Annotated in this window: 12 protein-coding genes and 1 pseudogene; 4 read left to right on the top strand and 9 right to left on the bottom strand. The window is 41.0% G+C overall.

Features of this window, described 5'->3' with window-relative positions:
• Positions 1 to 106 precede the first annotated feature (106 nt).
• The 7 genes from I8751_RS15835 to crtD all read right to left on the bottom strand — a co-directional run bounded on the left by I8751_RS15835 (position 107) and on the right by crtD (position 12,079).
• Positions 107 to 1,078, bottom strand: coding sequence for a response regulator (locus I8751_RS15835; protein WP_214440105.1), 972 nt, complete (start codon positions 1,076 to 1,078; stop codon positions 107 to 109).
• Entirely contained in the window at positions 1,075 to 5,769 is a 4,695-nt protein-coding gene (locus tag I8751_RS15830) for a PAS domain-containing protein (protein WP_225894185.1), read from the bottom strand. Before I8751_RS15830 ends, I8751_RS15835 begins: the two co-directional genes overlap by 4 nt.
• A 577-nt stretch (positions 5,770 to 6,346) precedes the next feature.
• Positions 6,347 to 7,804 carry a protein adenylyltransferase SelO gene (locus I8751_RS15825; RefSeq protein ID WP_214440103.1) on the bottom strand — a complete coding sequence of 486 codons (1,458 nt, stop codon included), beginning with the start codon at positions 7,802 to 7,804 and terminating at the stop codon, positions 6,347 to 6,349.
• Positions 7,805 to 8,369: 565 nt separating this feature from the next.
• Positions 8,370 to 9,086, bottom strand: coding sequence for an SDR family oxidoreductase (locus I8751_RS15820; protein WP_214440102.1), 717 nt, complete (start codon positions 9,084 to 9,086; stop codon positions 8,370 to 8,372).
• A 25-nt stretch (positions 9,087 to 9,111) separates the two neighbouring features.
• Complete coding sequence (locus I8751_RS15815) at positions 9,112 to 9,507, bottom strand: VOC family protein (protein ID WP_214440101.1); 396 nt, start codon at positions 9,505 to 9,507, stop codon at positions 9,112 to 9,114.
• A 52-nt stretch (positions 9,508 to 9,559) separates the two neighbouring features.
• Positions 9,560 to 10,333 (bottom strand): ZIP family metal transporter, encoded by a 774-nt coding sequence (locus I8751_RS15810; protein WP_214440100.1) that lies wholly within the window; start codon positions 10,331 to 10,333, stop codon positions 9,560 to 9,562.
• A gap of 234 nt (positions 10,334 to 10,567) precedes the next feature.
• Positions 10,568 to 12,079, bottom strand: coding sequence for a C-3',4' desaturase CrtD (gene crtD / locus I8751_RS15805; protein WP_214440099.1), 1,512 nt, complete (start codon positions 12,077 to 12,079; stop codon positions 10,568 to 10,570).
• 185 nt (positions 12,080 to 12,264) lie between these two features.
• Between crtD and I8751_RS15800 the strand changes: the two genes are divergently transcribed.
• From I8751_RS15800 to I8751_RS15785, 4 genes are all read left to right on the top strand, one after another.
• On the top strand, positions 12,265 to 13,236 hold the full coding sequence (locus I8751_RS15800; protein WP_214440098.1) for a CobW family GTP-binding protein: 972 nt from the start codon (positions 12,265 to 12,267) through the stop codon (positions 13,234 to 13,236).
• Between the two features lie 95 nt (positions 13,237 to 13,331).
• A complete protein-coding gene (locus tag I8751_RS15795; RefSeq protein ID WP_214440097.1) occupies positions 13,332 to 14,393 on the top strand; it encodes a WD40 repeat domain-containing protein in 1,062 nt (353 codons plus the stop codon).
• Positions 14,394 to 14,473: 80 nt separating this feature from the next.
• Positions 14,474 to 14,746, top strand: a complete 273-nt coding sequence (locus tag I8751_RS15790) for a hypothetical protein (RefSeq protein ID WP_214440096.1) — start codon at positions 14,474 to 14,476, stop codon at positions 14,744 to 14,746.
• 583 nt (positions 14,747 to 15,329) lie between these two features.
• Positions 15,330 to 16,307 carry a metal ABC transporter solute-binding protein, Zn/Mn family gene (locus I8751_RS15785; RefSeq protein WP_214440240.1) on the top strand — a complete coding sequence of 326 codons (978 nt, stop codon included), beginning with the start codon at positions 15,330 to 15,332 and terminating at the stop codon, positions 16,305 to 16,307.
• Positions 16,308 to 16,371: 64 nt separating this feature from the next.
• Here I8751_RS15785 and I8751_RS15780 read toward each other — a convergent pair whose 3' ends face one another.
• The gene (locus tag I8751_RS15780; protein WP_318780335.1) at positions 16,372 to 16,938 is read right to left on the bottom strand and encodes a GrpB family protein; all 567 of its coding nucleotides are present in this window, start codon (positions 16,936 to 16,938) and stop codon (positions 16,372 to 16,374) included.
• Positions 16,939 to 17,003: 65 nt separating this feature from the next.
• Positions 17,004 to 17,500: pseudogene (locus I8751_RS15775) on the bottom strand (photosystem II q(b) protein); the annotation flags it as partial.

Raw genomic sequence — 17,500 nt, 5'->3', positions numbered from 1 at the left:
TTTTTTACGGGTTTAATTCCTCAAAGCCATTGATATATGTGGATTTATAGTTAATGAAATCTTGTTACAAATAATTTGTCGCTCTACAGCTTTGATGAAATTAAGGTCAAAAACCGATTATGGCAGTTGATTGCTTATTATAAGGCTTAACGCGATCGCGTCCTGCTGTTTTGGCCTCATACAATGCCCGATCAGCTACAACAATAATTGTTTGAAAGTCAGAATTGGGTTGAGGAATTTCTGTTGCAACTCCAATACTAAGAGTTACATAAGAACTAACTAGAGACTTTCGATGGGGAATTGCTAAGGTTCTGACAACAGAACAAATTGTTTCAGCCAAAAAAATAGCACCTTCCGCGGCCGTAGCCGGTAAAATTACAGCAAATTCCTCTCCTCCATAACGAGCAGCTAAATCAGCAGGACGTTTAATAGTATTTTGGATGGCTTTAGCAATTTCTTGAAGACAGCGATCGCCTGCTTGGTGTCCGTAAGTATCGTTGTAAGATTTGAAAAAATCAACGTCGCAGAGAATCAAAGACAAAGGCAGTTGCTCTCGTGCCATGCGCTGCCATTCTTGGATACAATATTCTTCAAATCGTCGGCGATTAGCTATTTGAGTTAATCCATCGATCGTCACTAATCGCTGCAATTCTCGGTTAGCAGCCTCCAGCTTTTGCTGCGTTTGAAATTGCTCAATTAAGCGTCGTACCCGTTGACGCAAAACCGGCCAATGAATTGGCTTGGTAACGTAATCGATTGCACCCACTGCAAATGCACGATCAACTGACTCTTGATCCTCTAATCCTGTAATCATTAAAACTGGAGTATGTTGACCACCCTCAAGGGACTGCAACTGAGTACAACACTCGAATCCGTCAATATCTGGCATGATGGCATCAAGGAGTACTATATCTGGGTGAAGTTGCTGAAAAACAACTAAAGCTTCTCTACCATCTTGAGCTTCTACTATTCGATACCCTTCACGCTCTAAAGAAAGTCGCAACTGTTTGCGGATAAATGGTTCATCATCAACAATTAGAACTAAAGCTTGGCATTCTGAAGGAGTATTTGTAATCATGCCAACTTCTCCAGTTCTACTAGTAAAGCAGTTTGGACTCGCTCAAACTCTTGATGAATTTGTAAATAAATTTCTACACTTTCTTGAAGATTGTTGCTTCGTCCCTGTATTTCTAGCTGTTTACAAAGCTGTGTCAGGGTGGTGGCTCCCACTGAAGCGCTGCTAGATTTGAGGTTGTGGGCTGTCTTCCATATAGCTTGGGCATCCTGATTGGTAACTGCTGTGCTAATATTTTGGATTAACTTGGGAGTTTCGCTCAGATAACATTCGAGTAGTTCTGCAAATGCGGCTTCATCTCCTGCCAACATATCTTGCAGAGATTGTAAAATTTTGGCATCAATTACAGTAAGTTGTGTATAACTTTGCCCTACTTTAAGTGAATGGGAAAAACTCGTTTCTGGATTTCGTTTCTCTTGGGCATTGAAGTTTGCCCTAATTCGGGGTCGGCATTTGCTGAGCGCACCGATTAACTCCTGAATTTGAACAGGTTTACTAATGTATTCGTCCATACCAGCAGCTAGACAAGCTTCGCGATCGCCCCGCATGGCATTGGCAGTAATGGCAATTATATAAGGACGAGAACTAACTTCCCATTGCTGACAGATTTTCTGACTGGCTTCCAGCCCATCCATTTCCGGCATATTAATATCCATTAACACCACATCATAGGGCTGACGTTGTAATGCTGCCAGCACTTCTAGCCCATTAGTTGCTAAATCTGCCTGATAACCAATTTTCTTGAGCATTAAAAGAGCAACTTTCTGATTAACTACGATATCTTCTGCAAGCAGAATCCGCAGCGGTAGTTGCTCTGACAATTTGGGATTAACCTGGGGAGGATCATAGGCATCATCGGGAAACGGCTGATTGTCCCAAGCATGGGCAAGAACATTGTAAAGTTGAGTTTGTTTGATTGGTTTGCTCAAACAGGCGCTCAATTGAAGATCATTAAAATCAAATTCAGCATCTTGTTTACCCAATGAAGTTAACCTTACTAAGGGCGTGGTTTCATAGCCAGAGTGGTTGCGGATTTCACGAGCTAAGGTGCTGCCTTTCATATCAGGCATCTGCATATCCAGAATGACAATATCAAACTGTGTTTCATGCTTGACTAAGGCTAAAGCGGCTTCACCAGATTCGGCAGTACAAGTTTGCATCTGCCAAAACTCTGTTTGCAACCTTAGTATTTGGCGATTGGTGGGGTTTTTATCTACAATCAACAAGCGCTTACCCATAAGTGGAGCCAGAAGATGGCAAGATTCATCTAATTTTTGATTAGCGACTGCTTGGGTAGTAATGGTGAAATAGAAGGTAGAACCTGGAGAAGGATATGTTGATGCAACTAGCTTTTGTTGTTGCCATCCAAAAGAGGGATTACCACCGCTACAACCTTGGCTTTCAACCCAAAGGCTACCGCCCATCATCTCACCTAAGCGTTTGCTAATTACTAGTCCTAGTCCTGTGCCACCATATTGTCGAGTTGTGGAAGCATCTGCTTGAGTAAAGGATTGGAATAAACGCTTTATTTTTTCTGGTTCAATACCAATACCTGTGTCTTCGATCGCAAATAAAATTTCGCAACTATTTTTTACTTTTGTACTGGCAGTTTGCCTGGCATGAACAGAAAGTACAACTTCTCCCTGTTTGGTAAACTTAATGGCATTATTGAGGAGATTCATCAAGACTTGACGCAGACGAGTCAAGTCGCCAATAATCTGCACGGGTACTTGAGGATAAATTAAATAAGCCAGTTGAATATTTTTTTGGGCTGCTGTTGGCGAAAACAGGTCAATTACCTGTTCTAGGCAAATTCTCAAATCAAACGGCTTTTCTTCCAGTTCTAGTTTGCCTGACTCGATTTTAGAGAAGTCGAGAATGTCGTTAATAATGGTGAGCAAAGCATCTCCACTAGTATGCACTGTTTCCACAAAGTCTTGCTGTTGCGGAGTCAGGTCAGTATCTAGGAGCATCTCAGTCATGCTAATAATGGCATTCATGGGGGTGCGAATTTCATGGCTCATCATGGCTAAAAACTCGCTTTTTGCCCGGTTTGCAGATTCTGCCTGACGTTTTGCTTTTTCTAGGGCAAAATTTTTCCAGGTGAGTTCTTCTCTCTGGCGAGTTTCTTGCTCCAGTAACTGAGCTTGTGCTAATGCAATACCTAGTTGTGCAGCAACTGCTTCTAATAATTTAATTTCGTCTGGAGTCCATTGGCGAAAATGGCTGCATTGGTGTAGACAAATGACTCCATTAGGTTCTCCTTGATAGGAGGTGCGAATAATCAACATGGACTTCAGATCAAGTTCTTCACATAGAGGTGTGGCCGCTTGGAGCAATGGATCAATGTAAACGTTGGGGGAAGCGATCGCTGTATCTTGTGCTATGGTCTTTTGGGCATGAGCATTGCCAGTTATGGGAATTTCCATGTCTAGCATGGAGCAGTAACCGCAAACAATATACTCTGCGACTAAGGGAATGCGAGGAATAGGTTCACTAATGTAAGAGTGAATTAAACAGCGACTAACTTCAAAGGCTAGTCCAATTTGGGTAGCAGCCGTTTCAAAAATTTCTTTAGTTTCGAGACTCTGACGAATTTTGTGAGTGATGTGTTCTAGCAGCAGCGTCCGATTTAATTCTCGTTTTAGTGCATCTTGTGCTTGCACGCGTTCAGTAATATCTTTGGTTGAGCCAACCATCCGCACAGGATTATCCTCTTGATCCCATTGAGCGATCGCATGTACCAACACCCACTTATAGGTGTCATCATTACAGCGTAGGCGATACTCAACGACATAATGAGGAATTTGGCGATTGAGATAATCTTGCCTAATAGCCATGACTCGGTTGTAATCATCGGGATGGATGCGGTTAACCCAATCATCATCGTTGTTACTGATAAATTGATGTTTTGGTTCTCCTATTAGTTCAGCCCATTGGGCTGAACGAAAAATTTCATTAATGATGATGTTCCAATCCCAAATTGCATCATGGTTGGCTTGAATTACTAGTTGCCAACGTTCTTCACTTTCTCTCAAGGCTGCTTCTGCAAGTTGGCGTTCGCGCAGCGCAGCTTGCTGTTCGCTAATATCATTTTGAATGCCAATAAAATGCGTTAGTTGCCCGTTTTCATCATGAATAGGAGAAACAGTTAATTCATTCCAAAACAAGGTGCCATCTTTGCGGTAGTTGCGGAGTACAACTTTGCAACTCATGCCAGCTTTAATTGCTGAGCGCAGTTCAGCAATTGCTGGTTGATTGATATCTGTGCCTTGTAAAAATCCACAGCTATTCCCGATCACATCGGTAGCACTATAACCTGTAATTTGCTCAAAGGCAGAGTTGACATAAATAACTGGATTATTTGCCAGTCTGGCATCGGCAATAATAATGCCGTTACTAGTAGCAGCTAGCGCCCGTTCTCTCAATCGCAAGGTTTTTTCAACTAATTTCAGGTCGGTAATATCAAACATAAACCCCCGTAGAATGGTGGGGGTTCCTGCTTCCTGAAATACATTTACAATGTCTCGTAGCCAAACAATTCGTCCATCTGCTGCCAACATCCGATATTCAAATTCGTAATTTTCTCCCTTACTAACTACTTCTTGGCAAAAACTCAGAGATTTTTCTCGATCATGGGGATGCAAATGATTAAACCAAAAATTTTCCTCGTACCATTGTTCTAAGGGATATTCTAGTAAAGTCTCTGCCTGGGGGCCGACGTAGGTAAATCGCCAAGTTTTCAAATCTAATTCCCAAGGGATAACTTTGACTGTTTCTAATAACTGTCGCAGACGAGTTTCACTGGAACGCAGAGCGATTTCTGTTTGTTCCTGCTCAAAAATTTTCTGGGCTAGCTTTTGATTGATTGCTACTATCTGACAGTTGCTCAATTCAGTCAATTGGGCGAAATAAATTGATAATGTCAGCATGACAGCAATTAATAGCCCTGCCAGCAATACAACTGTTGGCAGGGGAGAATGCAGTTTTGTTAATAACTCTGGAGTTGGGTAAACCTGGATTCGCCAATGAATATTATATAAATCTAAGTTCAGCTCTTGTTGCCAAGGTGACGGCGTTAGCAGTTGTGAATCATTGCTATAAATTAATTCTTGATCATCAAAGATCCTAACTTTGTAACCTTTCGGTACATGCAGAACTGAATCTAGCAAGGTTTTATGTCGAAAAACTCCTAATATAAAACCATCGAAGCGATCGCTGACAAATAAAGGTATGTATGCAAGAAATCCTTTGCCACCTTGGACAAGGTTAATTGTAGAAGTAAAAGTGGTAAGGCGGCGATCGCGAGCTATTTCTAGCGCAGTCCGTCGCCGTGACTCTTGGCTGAGATCAAAATTTTGTGCCGCTTTATTCCCGGTTAATGGCACAATCCAGCGTACTCGAAACGATGGGTCAACTCGTTCAATTGCTTGATATCCTCCGTAATCCTTAAAATAATCTCTTGCTTCTACTTCCCATTCTTGTTGAGAAATTCCTCTATGCCGTTGCCAATGTGTTTGCATTCGCTCCAACGCTAAAATTCGACTATTTAGTTCACTATTTAACTCAGTTTTAATGGCGATCGCTTGCTGTTGAATTAGTTGCTTAATATCAGTTTTTTCTTCTATTATTAGTTTTTGCCAGAGTATAATTACTGCAATTGAAACTAAAATACCAATTAACAGTGGCAGCAACCCTCGTTTGCTGAACAGGTTTACAGATCCGAATTGGTAATATCTGTATTGCCTAACCACTGATTCATCCTCCAGCACATTCAGTAATCATTTTACTGAAATGTTATTGGTAAAGTTTTAAAATAAGTAATTAAAATATTAATCACAATAATGCAATTACGTAAATTTTTTCTGAAAAATAAATGAATTGTTCCATTCTAAAGATGTCTTAAATAGATTTATTTACACAGCTAAAAAAAGCTGCTTTTAAAAATCATTTTGTTAGCAAAAGCCAGATTAGTTTATATGTGGAAAAACAGCAAGAAGCTTTTATATAACTTTAGAATTTAAAACCTATTAAATCTGTTTATTTATGCTATTTGAAGTAAATTATATATCAGCCCACTTTGATTTATAAACTCACTTAGCTCATTAGCAGACAACAGGAAAGAAGACTCTTCCAACGGAGTTTTATCTAGTTAATTATTAGCTTGATATCTACATGTATTATCTCTTTTGCGATAGACAATAGGATGTTTGTAAAGCTCTCCATTGAGAGTGCTGAATTAAAATTAGCTTAATAGTCCTTGTATCTTGACTAACTTCCAGACTGAATTTTTTTAATTAATTCATCAAAAGGTTGCCAATTATCTTCCTGAAATATGGGTTCCCAAACTGACTCAATCACTGGTCTTAACAATGCAGTTTGAGGATTTTGATTGGTCAATGTTTGAGAAATTACATCTAAATGCTCAAGGTCGAAATAATTCAAAATTTTGTGATACAGTACGCACCAGTCATCAAAAATTGGGGATGTACCTGAAGCTGGCACAATATCAGAAGTACTCATTACCAATGCAGGCTCATCTCGCCATTTGGGTGAAAAGGTACGAGCCATCTCATAAAAAAACTCGTGATAACCAATTTGACTATCTTGCAGAAATTTAATCGTTAGATTTAAAAGCTCATCTGCTTCTGAATAACATAACTCCTCGAAACCCAATTTTTTCAACATCAAGGAGCGATATTTTACCTGATAATATTTATTAAAGCTTGCTAATCCTGCTGCCAAATCACCTGGATCAATAATTGCCTTTAACGGTTCTTGGAGCAACTCTAAATTTAACTTACAAATACTTGGTTGATGGCTGTAACAGTAGCGTCTGTAATAGTCAAAATATGCAGCCGTAAAGTATGGATCATAAGTAGGAATAAATGCATAGGGGCCGTAGTCAAAGCTCTCACCAGTAATTGACATATTATCCGTGTTAAGTACTGCATGACAAAAACCAACAGCCATCCACTGCGCTACTAGTTCTGCTATCCGTTTGACTAATTCTGCATAAAATAAAGCATATTTATCTTTTTCTCCCAGTAAGTGGCGGTAATAATGCTCAATTACATGGTCTAATAGCTTTTTGCTTAAATCTGGACGGCGGAAAAAGTGCAAGCGCTCAAAAGTACCAAAACGAATGTGAGAACTACTCATCCTCACCATGACAGATGAGCGAGTAGGTGAAGGTTCATCACCCCGCCACAGGGCTAAACCAGTTTCAATCATGGTCAAACAGCGGGAGGTGCGTACCCCTAAGTAGTGCAGTGCTTCCGCTGCTAAAACTTCTCGCACGCCGCCTTTAAGGGTGAGCATCCCATCGCCACCACGAGAATAAGGTGTTGTACCAGAACCTTTTGTGCCAAAGTCATAGAGTTCGCCATCAGTGGCGCGGACTTGTCCATAGAGAAAGCCTCTACCATCACCTAACCTAGAGTTATATTCACCAAATTGATAGCCGTGGTAACGCAGCGCTAACAATGGCTTACGTCCCTGAAATTTACCAAAGGCAGTGATAAAATCTTCGTTTGTTACTTTTTGAGTGTCTAGTCCTAAACAGGGTAACACTGCGTCATTACGCCAGCGGAGGATGTGTTGAGGAAATTCCGCTGCTACAACTTCGTCGTAGTAATCATTACCCAAAGACTCCAAAGCTGGTTCGTAGTTGAGGGTGAGAAAAGGATTATGAGAATTGTTTTGGTTGTGAGTTTCAGCCGGATTCATTACAAGCAAAGCTAATTTATTCTTTCCTTCATCCTACCCTTGGCAGAAGAGTTTATGCTGGGATTGATTATAAAGCGCCATTTGAGAGTATTACTTTTAGTGTTTTTGTAGCGAGCAAAATTGATTAACCACGAAGATACCAAGTCATTAAGTAAAATTATTTACCAATTGACGCGAAAAAAGCTTTTCTGAATTGTATTAGGCTAGCTGCCACAAATAAATAAATCACCAGGGCGGAGGAAATTAATTACACTTTTACCAATGTTACGTTTGACGAATATCAATCGTACTTGGTTTAAGAATAATTCCCTATCGCTCTGGTGCTTCTTTAGCGGAACATTCCACTATAAGGGTAAAAGTAAAGGGTTTTCAAACCTTATAACAGTTATTTGACAACTATTGTATCAGCCCACACATTTTGATCCCCAATTTGGGAGTTTTCTAGAAATGCGATCGCCTGAACCATAGCTGTCTTTGTTTTTTAGGATATGTTTTTGTTTGGGTAGTCAGGAAAACTTTATATTTTGACTTCTTCGGAAGAATTTAACAATTGTGAAATATTTTGTTACCAATTAATCGGTTGGCGATCGCGGAAAAATCCTCCAGTCGCACTCCCATCAGCAGCGGTTGCTAGCCAAACAATTGTATCAACTCCTTGTTCTGGAGTTCGTGGTGCTTTTGCTCCACCCAGATCAGTTTTCACCCAACCTGGACACACAGAATTAACTAAAATATTTGTGCCTTTTAATTCACTAGCAAAAATTCGAGTCAAAGCATTCAAAGCCGTTTTAGAAATGCGATATGCTGGGGAACCTCCATCCATATCATGTAGCTGTCCCATCCCGGAAGAAACATTAACGATACGTCCATAGTTATTTTCATTCATCAAGGGAATTAACGCCTGAGTGACTTGCAATGCACCGTAAACATTGGTTTCTATTGTTTGCTCTAAAATGTCAATTTTGGCATCAAAAATGCTATTTTCGCCTGCTTGATCATCGATATATATACCTGCATTATTTACCAATACATCAACTTTGCCGAACTGCTGGCGAATAAATTCAGCCAATTGCTTACTACTTTCATGATTGGTGACATCAAGGAGATGAAAAATTACATCTAATCCTTCAGCTTGTAACTTTTCAGCCGCAGCTTGGCCTTTTGCTTCATCCCGACTAGTGAGAATTACCTGATATCCCTTTTTCGCTAATTGACGAGAAGTCTCAAATCCTAAACCACGATTTCCACCAGTGACGACTGCAACTTTTTGAGTTGTACTCATAAAGTTTTTCCTTATTACTAATCAATTACTTAAGTGCGTATTCTGGATGATATTCAACTAACTCAATCTCATTACCATCTGGGTCATTGATATAAATTCTATGTTTAGTTTCAGATGCTGTCATTGTGTAATACTCGATGCCCTCAGCATCAAGCAACTTGGTCATAGCTTCGCCATCTTTAATTACAAAACCAACGTGATTAATACCAATACTTTCGTATGCTTGATGCACTCGCTGTTGTTCAGGATGGTTATTCAAAGTCAGATAAAATTGGTCGTTGCCAAAATGCATCCAGCGATCTCCATTAAATACACCTTCAGCGCGTACATACCAATCAGGGAAAATTGTTTGGTAGAATTTCTTGCTGACTTCAATGTCTTGGCAAGCAAGGTTGATGTGTTCAAAGCGAATAAAGTTCATATTTCTCTCCTTGTAATTAAGAAATAATTTAACGTTCAAAAGTCAAAACTTTTTACCCCAAAGCAATATCTAAAAACATCATGACAACAAAACCAATCATTACACCAATAGTTCCTTCTTTTTCTAAGCCTTTGCGATGGGATTCGGGAATAATTTCATCACTAATTACAAATAACATCGCCCCTGCTGCAAATGCCATAGCCCAAGGCAAAACAAAATTAGCTATACTCACCACACCTGCACCAATCAAACCACCAATTGGCTCGACTAAACCTGTAAGTAGCGAAATCCACACAGCATAACCTGCTGAATATTTCTCAGCCACTAAAGATAAAGCAACTACTAAACCTTCTGGGATGTTTTGTAAGCCGATTCCTAAAGCTAGAGGAATTCCATCAGTAATATTGTTATTGCCAAAATTAACTCCTACGGCTAATCCTTCCGGAAAGTTGTGAATAGTAATTGCAGCAATAAATAGCCAAATTCGTTTGAGGTTATTGCCATGACAGCTTTCTTTACCTTTAAAAAAGTGTTCATGGGGCATAAACCGATGGGCTAGTTGTAAAAATAGTCCACCTAATAAAATCCCTGCCACCATTATTAAAGCGGCATTAGCTTGAGAATAACCTTGGGCGATCGCTGCCTCTGTACCGGGTAATATTAATGAAAATGATGTTGCCGCTAACATCACTCCTCCACCAAACCCCAGCATAATTCCCTGCACTCGCTGTGTGAGATTTATTGGCAGTAAAACCGGTAAGGCACCGATGACTGTGGCAAGTCCTGCTCCTAAACTGGCGATTACACCAATGACAAGGCTTTCCATCGCTGGAGTTGTTTATCTAAAGATTTATTTAAATAAATCATAGTCGAAATGACTATGAGTTACAAGTGATTTGAAGAATAAATTGCAGGTTTTTTGATCTGCAACTGAATTAAGTAAGATACAGCGCTTTTCATTTTGACGGTTGGAGAGACGCGATAAATCGCCGTCTTTACAGCAAATCTATTCGTCAATTATTACTTGACATACTAACCCCTAACCTCTAACCCCTAGCCCCTAACCCCTAGCCTCAATTTGTCTAACTACTGTCAGCGCCGAATAACTTACCCCAGCAGTACCTTCCCCTGGATGTGTGGAGTCACCAACTAACCACAGATGATTTATGGGTGTACGATTGGCAAAACCAAAGGGGCCGAAGGTTGGTATTCTTTGGCCAATGCCGCCAACTATACCGCGATCGCGAGCTGTGTAACGAGCAAAGGTGCGTGGTGTTGCGGCTTCTTGATGAATAATTGTTTCTGGTTTCAAATAAAAGTATTGGTTAAGACGAGCGATCGCCTCTTGGGTATACTTTTGTTTGAGTCCTTCATAATCTTCGTGCCACCACGGTGCAGGATCAACAAAGGAAGAAGCGATAATTGTAGCTTTACCATCTGGGGCGCGACCATCACCAGCATGGCTGACAGAGACAAATAGGGAATTATTTTCGCCAATGGGGCCGTTGGCATCGTACATAAATTGTAGGTGGGGTGGACAATCAAGGGGAATAGCGCTGGCATCTACACCCAAATACACCACAAACGCACCTGATGCTTGGGGTAATTTTTCCACTCGATTTTTATAGCCAAAGGTCGCTTGTTCTCCTAATAGTTGCGTTAAATTTTGCACAGTGACGTTAGCAACTATATGATCAGCGGTTTGTGTCCAAACTTCACCAGTTTTCTGATTTCTAATTACTACAGCAGTAGCTTTGCCATTTTCTACTTTGATTTGCTCGACTGTGTGGCGCATAGACAATTTGCCACCGTCTCTTTCTAAGGCTTGTACAAGGCGATCGCTTAGTACTTGCATACTACCCTGGAGGTGAAATAACCCTTGGGGCAATTGGGATACGCTTAAAGCCGTTGCGGCATAAAGTAATGCAGTTTCATCTGCATTCACTTGGGAATACAACTTCAGTTGTAAATCTAAAAAAGTTCTCAATCGGTAATCATTTCCCAATCCACATAACCGTAAGGCATCTCCTACAGTAAATAAGGTAAAGGGTGCGGTAATAAATGTACTGGGACGTACTGCTTGGATTAACTGCCCTAAATCCCACAAATTACGCGGCGGTAATACGGGGTCGCGTCCTTGAAATTCCCAACTGGCATTAAATAATGTTGCCATTAACTGCCAAAACGGTTCGCTACCAGGAAACTGCCTTTGCCGTTCTTCTTGCCATTTCTTTGGGTCACGCCAGACATTAATGGGTGTACTTTCTCCAGGTAAATAAACTGCACAAGCAGGATCACAAGGAGTTGCTTCTGGTAAATCTATTGCCAATTCTGAGAAAATGCGATGATGAATACCTCCTGGTTCCAACCCAGCCACCTGAGTTGCTCCTACATCAAAGGTAAATCCTTGCCGTTTAAACGTGGAAGCACAGCCTCCCGGTACAAGGGCTTGGTCTAGGATTAAGACACTGTAACCTCTACGAGCTAATAATGCCCCAGCAGTGAGTCCGCCTATTCCTGCACCAATAACGACGATACGGGTTTGGCTTTTGTCAATAGAAATATTAAGCATTGAGACTTAAATTTACAAATATTAATATTGCTATTCATAATTCTACAGGGTAATTGATGGGAAATTGAATTGAGATCTGGAGAAAAAACTTACAAGAATGCTGGCTGAAAACCGCCACAATCATAAAAAGACTATGATAGGTGATAATGATTATCCATACGGTGAGATTAAGAGGAATTTAGAGTATGGTAGCTGACGTAATTACAAATTCAGTTCCCGTTACTGTTCTGACTGGCTATTTGGGGGCAGGAAAAACAACCCTACTCAATCACATCCTCACCTACGAACATGGCAAGAAAGTTGCTGTGATTGTTAATGAATTTGGGGAAGTGGGCATTGATAATCAATTGGTTATTGATGCAGATGAAGAGATTTTTGAAATGAACAACGGTTGCATCTGTTGTACAGTACGTGGTGACTTAATTCGCATTATCAATAATTTGATGAAGCGGCGTTATAAGTTTGACCATTTAGTAATTGAAACTACTGGACTAGCCGATCCTGCACCAGTAATTCAGACATTCTTTGTCGATGAAGATTTACAAGGAAAACTATCTTTAGATGCGGTAGTAACAGTTGTAGATGCCAAACATATTTGGCAGCATTGGGAGGCAGACGAAGCACAAGAGCAAATTGCTTTTGCCGATGTAATTTTACTTAATAAAACTGATTTAGTAGCTCCAGCAGAGTTAGATGAATTAGAAAAGCGGATTCGGGCGATGAATGCTATGGCTAAAATTTATCGTACCCACAACTCGGAACTAGAAATGGACGCGCTTTTGGGTGTAAAAGCTTTTGATTTAGACCGCGCTTTAGAAATTGATCCAAATTTCTTAGGTGAAGATGCTCACGTACACGACGAAAGTGTCTTTTCTGTAGCTTTAGTAGAAGCAGGCGCAGTTGATGGAGAAAAATTAAACGCTTGGTTGTCTGAATTATTGCGTACTCAAGGCCCAGATATCTTTCGGATGAAAGGCATATTAAATATCGCTGGAGAAGATAATCGATTTGTGTTCCAAGGGGTACACATGATATTTGATGGTAGACCCGATCGCCCTTGGAAACCAACCGAAACTCCTAAAAACGAACTGGTCTTTATTGGTCGTAATCTTGATGAAGCCAAACTCAAACAAGATTTTCTTGCTTGTCTAGCTTAAACAGGGAACAGGGAACAGGGAACAGGGGACAGGGAATAGAAAAGAATTGTCCCAATCCCTATTTCCTAATACCCAGTAACCAGTACCTAACAAATATGAAATCCACAATCAACCAATCCAAGGAATTTGAAGAACACTATTCAGGGACGCTTTCAGATTATGTGACCGCGATCGCCTGGTCGCCACAAAATACAATCTTAGGAGCAACTTCCGCCGCTGGGGAAGTTGTACTGTGGAATGATGGCGACTTCACAATCTTACAAACTGGTAACGGTAAATCGGTAGACTGTCTGGCTTTTTCCCCAGATGGCAAGTTTTTAGCCGTTGGTGGCCAGGATGGACAGGTAAAAATTTGGCAGGAAACTGAATTAATCGCCACTTTAGAAAATGCCCCAGCATGGGTAGACAAGCTAGCCTGGAGTCACACCAGTAACCAACTAGCTTTCAGTTTGGGGCGTTATGTCCAAGTCTGGGATGCCGATACTCGTGAGATTGTCGTAACGCTAAATTTCGACAATTCATCGGTATTGGGTATTGATTGGCGTAGCGATGGACAATACTTAGCTATTGGCGGTTATAAGGGAATCAAGATTTGGCACGCTCAAAACTGGGATGAAGAACCATACACCCTAGATATGCGAAGTGTCAGTGTTGCGATGGCTTGGTCGCCCGATGGCAAATTTTTGGCTTCTGGCAATATGGATCGTAGCGTCACCGTTTTAGAATGGAACAACCCCGATCCTTGGGTGATGCGTGGCTTTCCTGGTAAAATTCGCCAACTTGCGTGGTCAGAAGCTAACACTAAACTTGGTGCGCCTCTGCTAGCTTCTTCTAGCGTTGAAGGCATTGTAGTGTGGGAAAAGTTGCAGGATGACTCTTTAGGTTGGGAAGCACAAGTTTTAACTAATCATGTGGATGTGATATCTGCGATCGCCTTTGCACCCAAAAGTTTTCTTCTCGCTTCTGCTGCTGCTGATGGCTGGTTGTGTTTATGGAAGGGAGCCAAGCAAGTATCGCAAATTCTTACAGGTGTTTCAACAGGGTTTTCTAGCCTAGCTTGGCATCCCCAAGGCAGGTTGCTTGCCGCAGGCGGTGATAAGGGTGAATTATTGATTTGGTCAAAAGTTTTACGGGGACAAGGATTTGGGCGTACTTAACCAACACTTAATAATCAAGGTTGAAGGTAGCCGATAAAATTGGCTATGCTGTATCAATACTACTACCTATAGTGTTAATTATGAACATAGCCAAACTGATCTTGCTTGCCTGTCCTGTAATTCTCGCATCTATATTACTAGTCGCCAATCCGGCAAAAGCATCTAGTTTTCAATCTGCAACTGCTACACAAATAATTGCGGTAGTATCTACGCAACAAACTACCGACTTGGTGATACCAAAGTTATCTCAAGCATCTAATCCCATAATGGATCAAGTTGGTTGCAATTGTGCTAGTTGCGTTCAGGCTAAATCTCAGATTCTACAAGGCAAGTTACCATCTGTCGGCTTTTGATAAAGTTACGATTTATAGATATTTTAGGGGCACAGCACAGCTGTGCCTTTATTAATTGAGAGAATGCTCAAACGAGAAGAAGCTTCTTATTTAGTTGAGGTTAAAATCTTCAGTCCCCAGGTCTAAAAAGCATAACTTAGTCTTGTATACCGATTTTCATAAAGATGGAATATACCACTCTAGCCTCTAATTCCTAGCCCCTAGTCTCTTTTACAATAAACTCTGCTATTCTCCGAAAAAACACTCAATTTGCCAATTTCGTCACAACCAGATGTCCACACCTCGCAAAACCACCGCTACAATTGCTTTAGGTTCACGACTTGGTTTGCGAAATCACCCTGTATGAGCAATACGCCCCATCCTCACTACATTCCACAATTTAACCACCTGAGCATGTCGTTATATTTGCGACTTTTAGCGTAATTGCTGATGCTTCAGCAGACAGTGAGGAGATTTGCATTACATCACTCACCGGAAGCATCACCCATGATTGTGCTTGTACCCCCGGTCTGAAAACTTTAGCATCTTACCAATTCTTTAGCGATCGCCATTATCTTTTTTGTATACCCAGCAGGAGTTGATGATGTCAGAAAAATCACCATCACATAATTCCTTACGAGCTAGCTTTATTGCCTTGACGATAGGATTTATGGGGTGTGTAAATCAAGCAACCAGCACCTCTTTTACTCAAACCACCACAGTAAACGAAAATTTACCTCAAGTTGTAGCAACTACAAGTGTGCTGTGTGACTTAACTAAACAGGTTGCGGGCAATACAATTAACCTCGCTTGTTTAATTTCTCCTAGTACAGATCCTCATTTATATCAGCCAAAACCAGAAGACCGCCAAGCCATTGACCAAGCAAATCTCATTCTCTACAATGGCTATAATTTGGAACCAGGGCTGATAAAAATAATTAAAGCAACTAAAAACTCTGCGCCCAAAATAGCTGTTGGTCAACTAGCAGTTCCCAAGCCACAACAGTTTCAGAAAAAGGGTCAAAAGGTAACTGACCCTTACATTTGGCACAATCCCAAGAATGCTATCAAGATGGTAGAGATAATTAGTAGCAACCTAGGAAAATTAGAACCTAGCAATGCACCTGCTTATAGCGACAATGCCAGGCAAATTAAAAATGAACTAACCCAGATGGATAGTTGGATCAAGTCAAGAATTGCCAGCATTCCCATCAAGCAACCCAAATTAGTAACAACTTATAATGCACTAGGTTATTACACCAAAGCATACGGTATTTCATTAGTAGGTTTTAGCACTAACGAAAAACCAACAAATACACGAGTGAAAAACTTGGTTAAAAACCTTCAACAATCTAAAGTACCGACAATTTTTGCAGAGACGACAATGAACTCTAATTTGGTGCAATCTGTAGTCAGAGAAGCGCAAGTGAAAGTTTCCGAAAGAGAATTGCTGACTGATGGACTGGGTGAACCAGGAAGCGAAGCAGACACCTATCAGAAAATGATGATTGCCAATACCCGCACAATTGTAGAAGGGCTGGGAGGTACGTACTTGATGTTTGAACCGAAAGATAGTCAGTAGTTCAAGTGAGTTAGAGAATTTGGTAGTGCGTCTGAATCCCTAACCAAATTCTCCAATCAAGGTTCTAGTATCGCCACCATTCCAATGCCTTTGTCTCCATCTCCTTGATCAAACCATCTTTCCCATCCATATATTTATCTATATTGTGGGGATAGTGGTTTGCTAACTGACGTTTCAATTCGCTGTATTTCTGTGCATCTTCCGGATGGGCAATCATATAATCTCGAAACGCCAAATGTCGTTTTATATCTGGTGAGTTCACGGCGAAGATATGAACATGATGCGTTCTTGTACCTATTTCGTTGTCTTTACGAAAGTATCGACGACCGGGGATGCCAAACTCACCCATGACTTCGTAACCTAACGTTGCGATCGCAGTATTACACTGATCTACCAAAGCGATGTCTTTTACCTCGACCAAAATATCAATGATCGGCTTGGCATAAATATTGGGAATTGCTGTGCTGCCAATATGGTGAATAGCAATTACATTCTCACCTAGCGTTAACGCCACAAGCTTCGATTCAATCTCAAATTTGCCACGCCATGTCGGGTCGTGGGGCACAACTTCTACTTTCATGGGTATGATGATCTGTGCAATCCAAGTAGCAATTATACAGAAAATTACCACATACCCATAAAAAACGCCCCCCAGAACTGGGAGGCGTTTTTTTATTCAGTTTTAATACTTGAGAATTAACCGTTGATGGCAGGTGCGGTTAGAGCAACAGGAGCAACATCACCAGCAGCCAAGTCGAGAGGGAAGTTGTGAGCGTTACGCTCGTGCATTACTTCCATACCCAGGTTAGCGCGGTTGATGACATCAGCCCAGGTAGCGATGACGCGACCTTGAGAATCAATCACAGACTGGTTGAAGTTGAAACCGTTGAGGTTGAATGCCATTGTGCTTACACCCAAGGCTGTGAACCAGATGCCGATGACAGGCCAAGCAGCTAGGAAGAAGTGCAGTGAACGGCTGTTGTTGAAGGAAGCGTATTGGAAGATTAGACGACCGAAGTAACCGTGAGCAGCTACGATGTTGTAGGTTTCTTCTTCTTGACCGAATTTGTAACCGTAGTTTTGTGATTCGCTTTCGGTTGTTTCACGTACTAGAGAAGATGTTACAAGAGAACCGTGCATTGCAGAGAACAAGCTACCACCAAATACACCAGCTACACCCAACATGTGGAAGG

This window comes from Atlanticothrix silvestris CENA357 (genome assembly GCF_016056295.1).
Classification (GTDB): Bacteria; Cyanobacteriota; Cyanobacteriia; order Cyanobacteriales; family Nostocaceae; genus Atlanticothrix; species Atlanticothrix silvestris.
Note: the sequence above shows the minus strand (reverse complement) of the source record. Positions and strands in the feature narration are given on the sequence as shown.

Bases quoted from the DNA above. Each gene is read 5' to 3' on its own strand.
- I8751_RS15835 (WP_214440105.1), bottom strand. From the start codon at position 1,078: ATGATTACAAATACTCCTTCAGAATGCCAAGCTTTAGTTCTAATTGTT.
- I8751_RS15825 (WP_214440103.1), bottom strand. From the start codon at position 7,804: ATGAATCCGGCTGAAACTCACAACCAAAACAATTCTCATAATCCTTTT.
- I8751_RS15820 (WP_214440102.1), bottom strand. From the start codon at position 9,086: ATGAGTACAACTCAAAAAGTTGCAGTCGTCACTGGTGGAAATCGTGGT.
- I8751_RS15815 (WP_214440101.1), bottom strand. From the start codon at position 9,507: ATGAACTTTATTCGCTTTGAACACATCAACCTTGCTTGCCAAGACATT.
- I8751_RS15810 (WP_214440100.1), bottom strand. From the start codon at position 10,333: ATGGAAAGCCTTGTCATTGGTGTAATCGCCAGTTTAGGAGCAGGACTT.
- crtD (WP_214440099.1), bottom strand. From the start codon at position 12,079: ATGCTTAATATTTCTATTGACAAAAGCCAAACCCGTATCGTCGTTATT.
- I8751_RS15800 (WP_214440098.1), top strand. From the start codon at position 12,265: ATGGTAGCTGACGTAATTACAAATTCAGTTCCCGTTACTGTTCTGACT.
- I8751_RS15795 (WP_214440097.1), top strand. From the start codon at position 13,332: ATGAAATCCACAATCAACCAATCCAAGGAATTTGAAGAACACTATTCA.
- I8751_RS15790 (WP_214440096.1), top strand. From the start codon at position 14,474: ATGAACATAGCCAAACTGATCTTGCTTGCCTGTCCTGTAATTCTCGCA.
- I8751_RS15785 (WP_214440240.1), top strand. From the start codon at position 15,330: ATGTCAGAAAAATCACCATCACATAATTCCTTACGAGCTAGCTTTATT.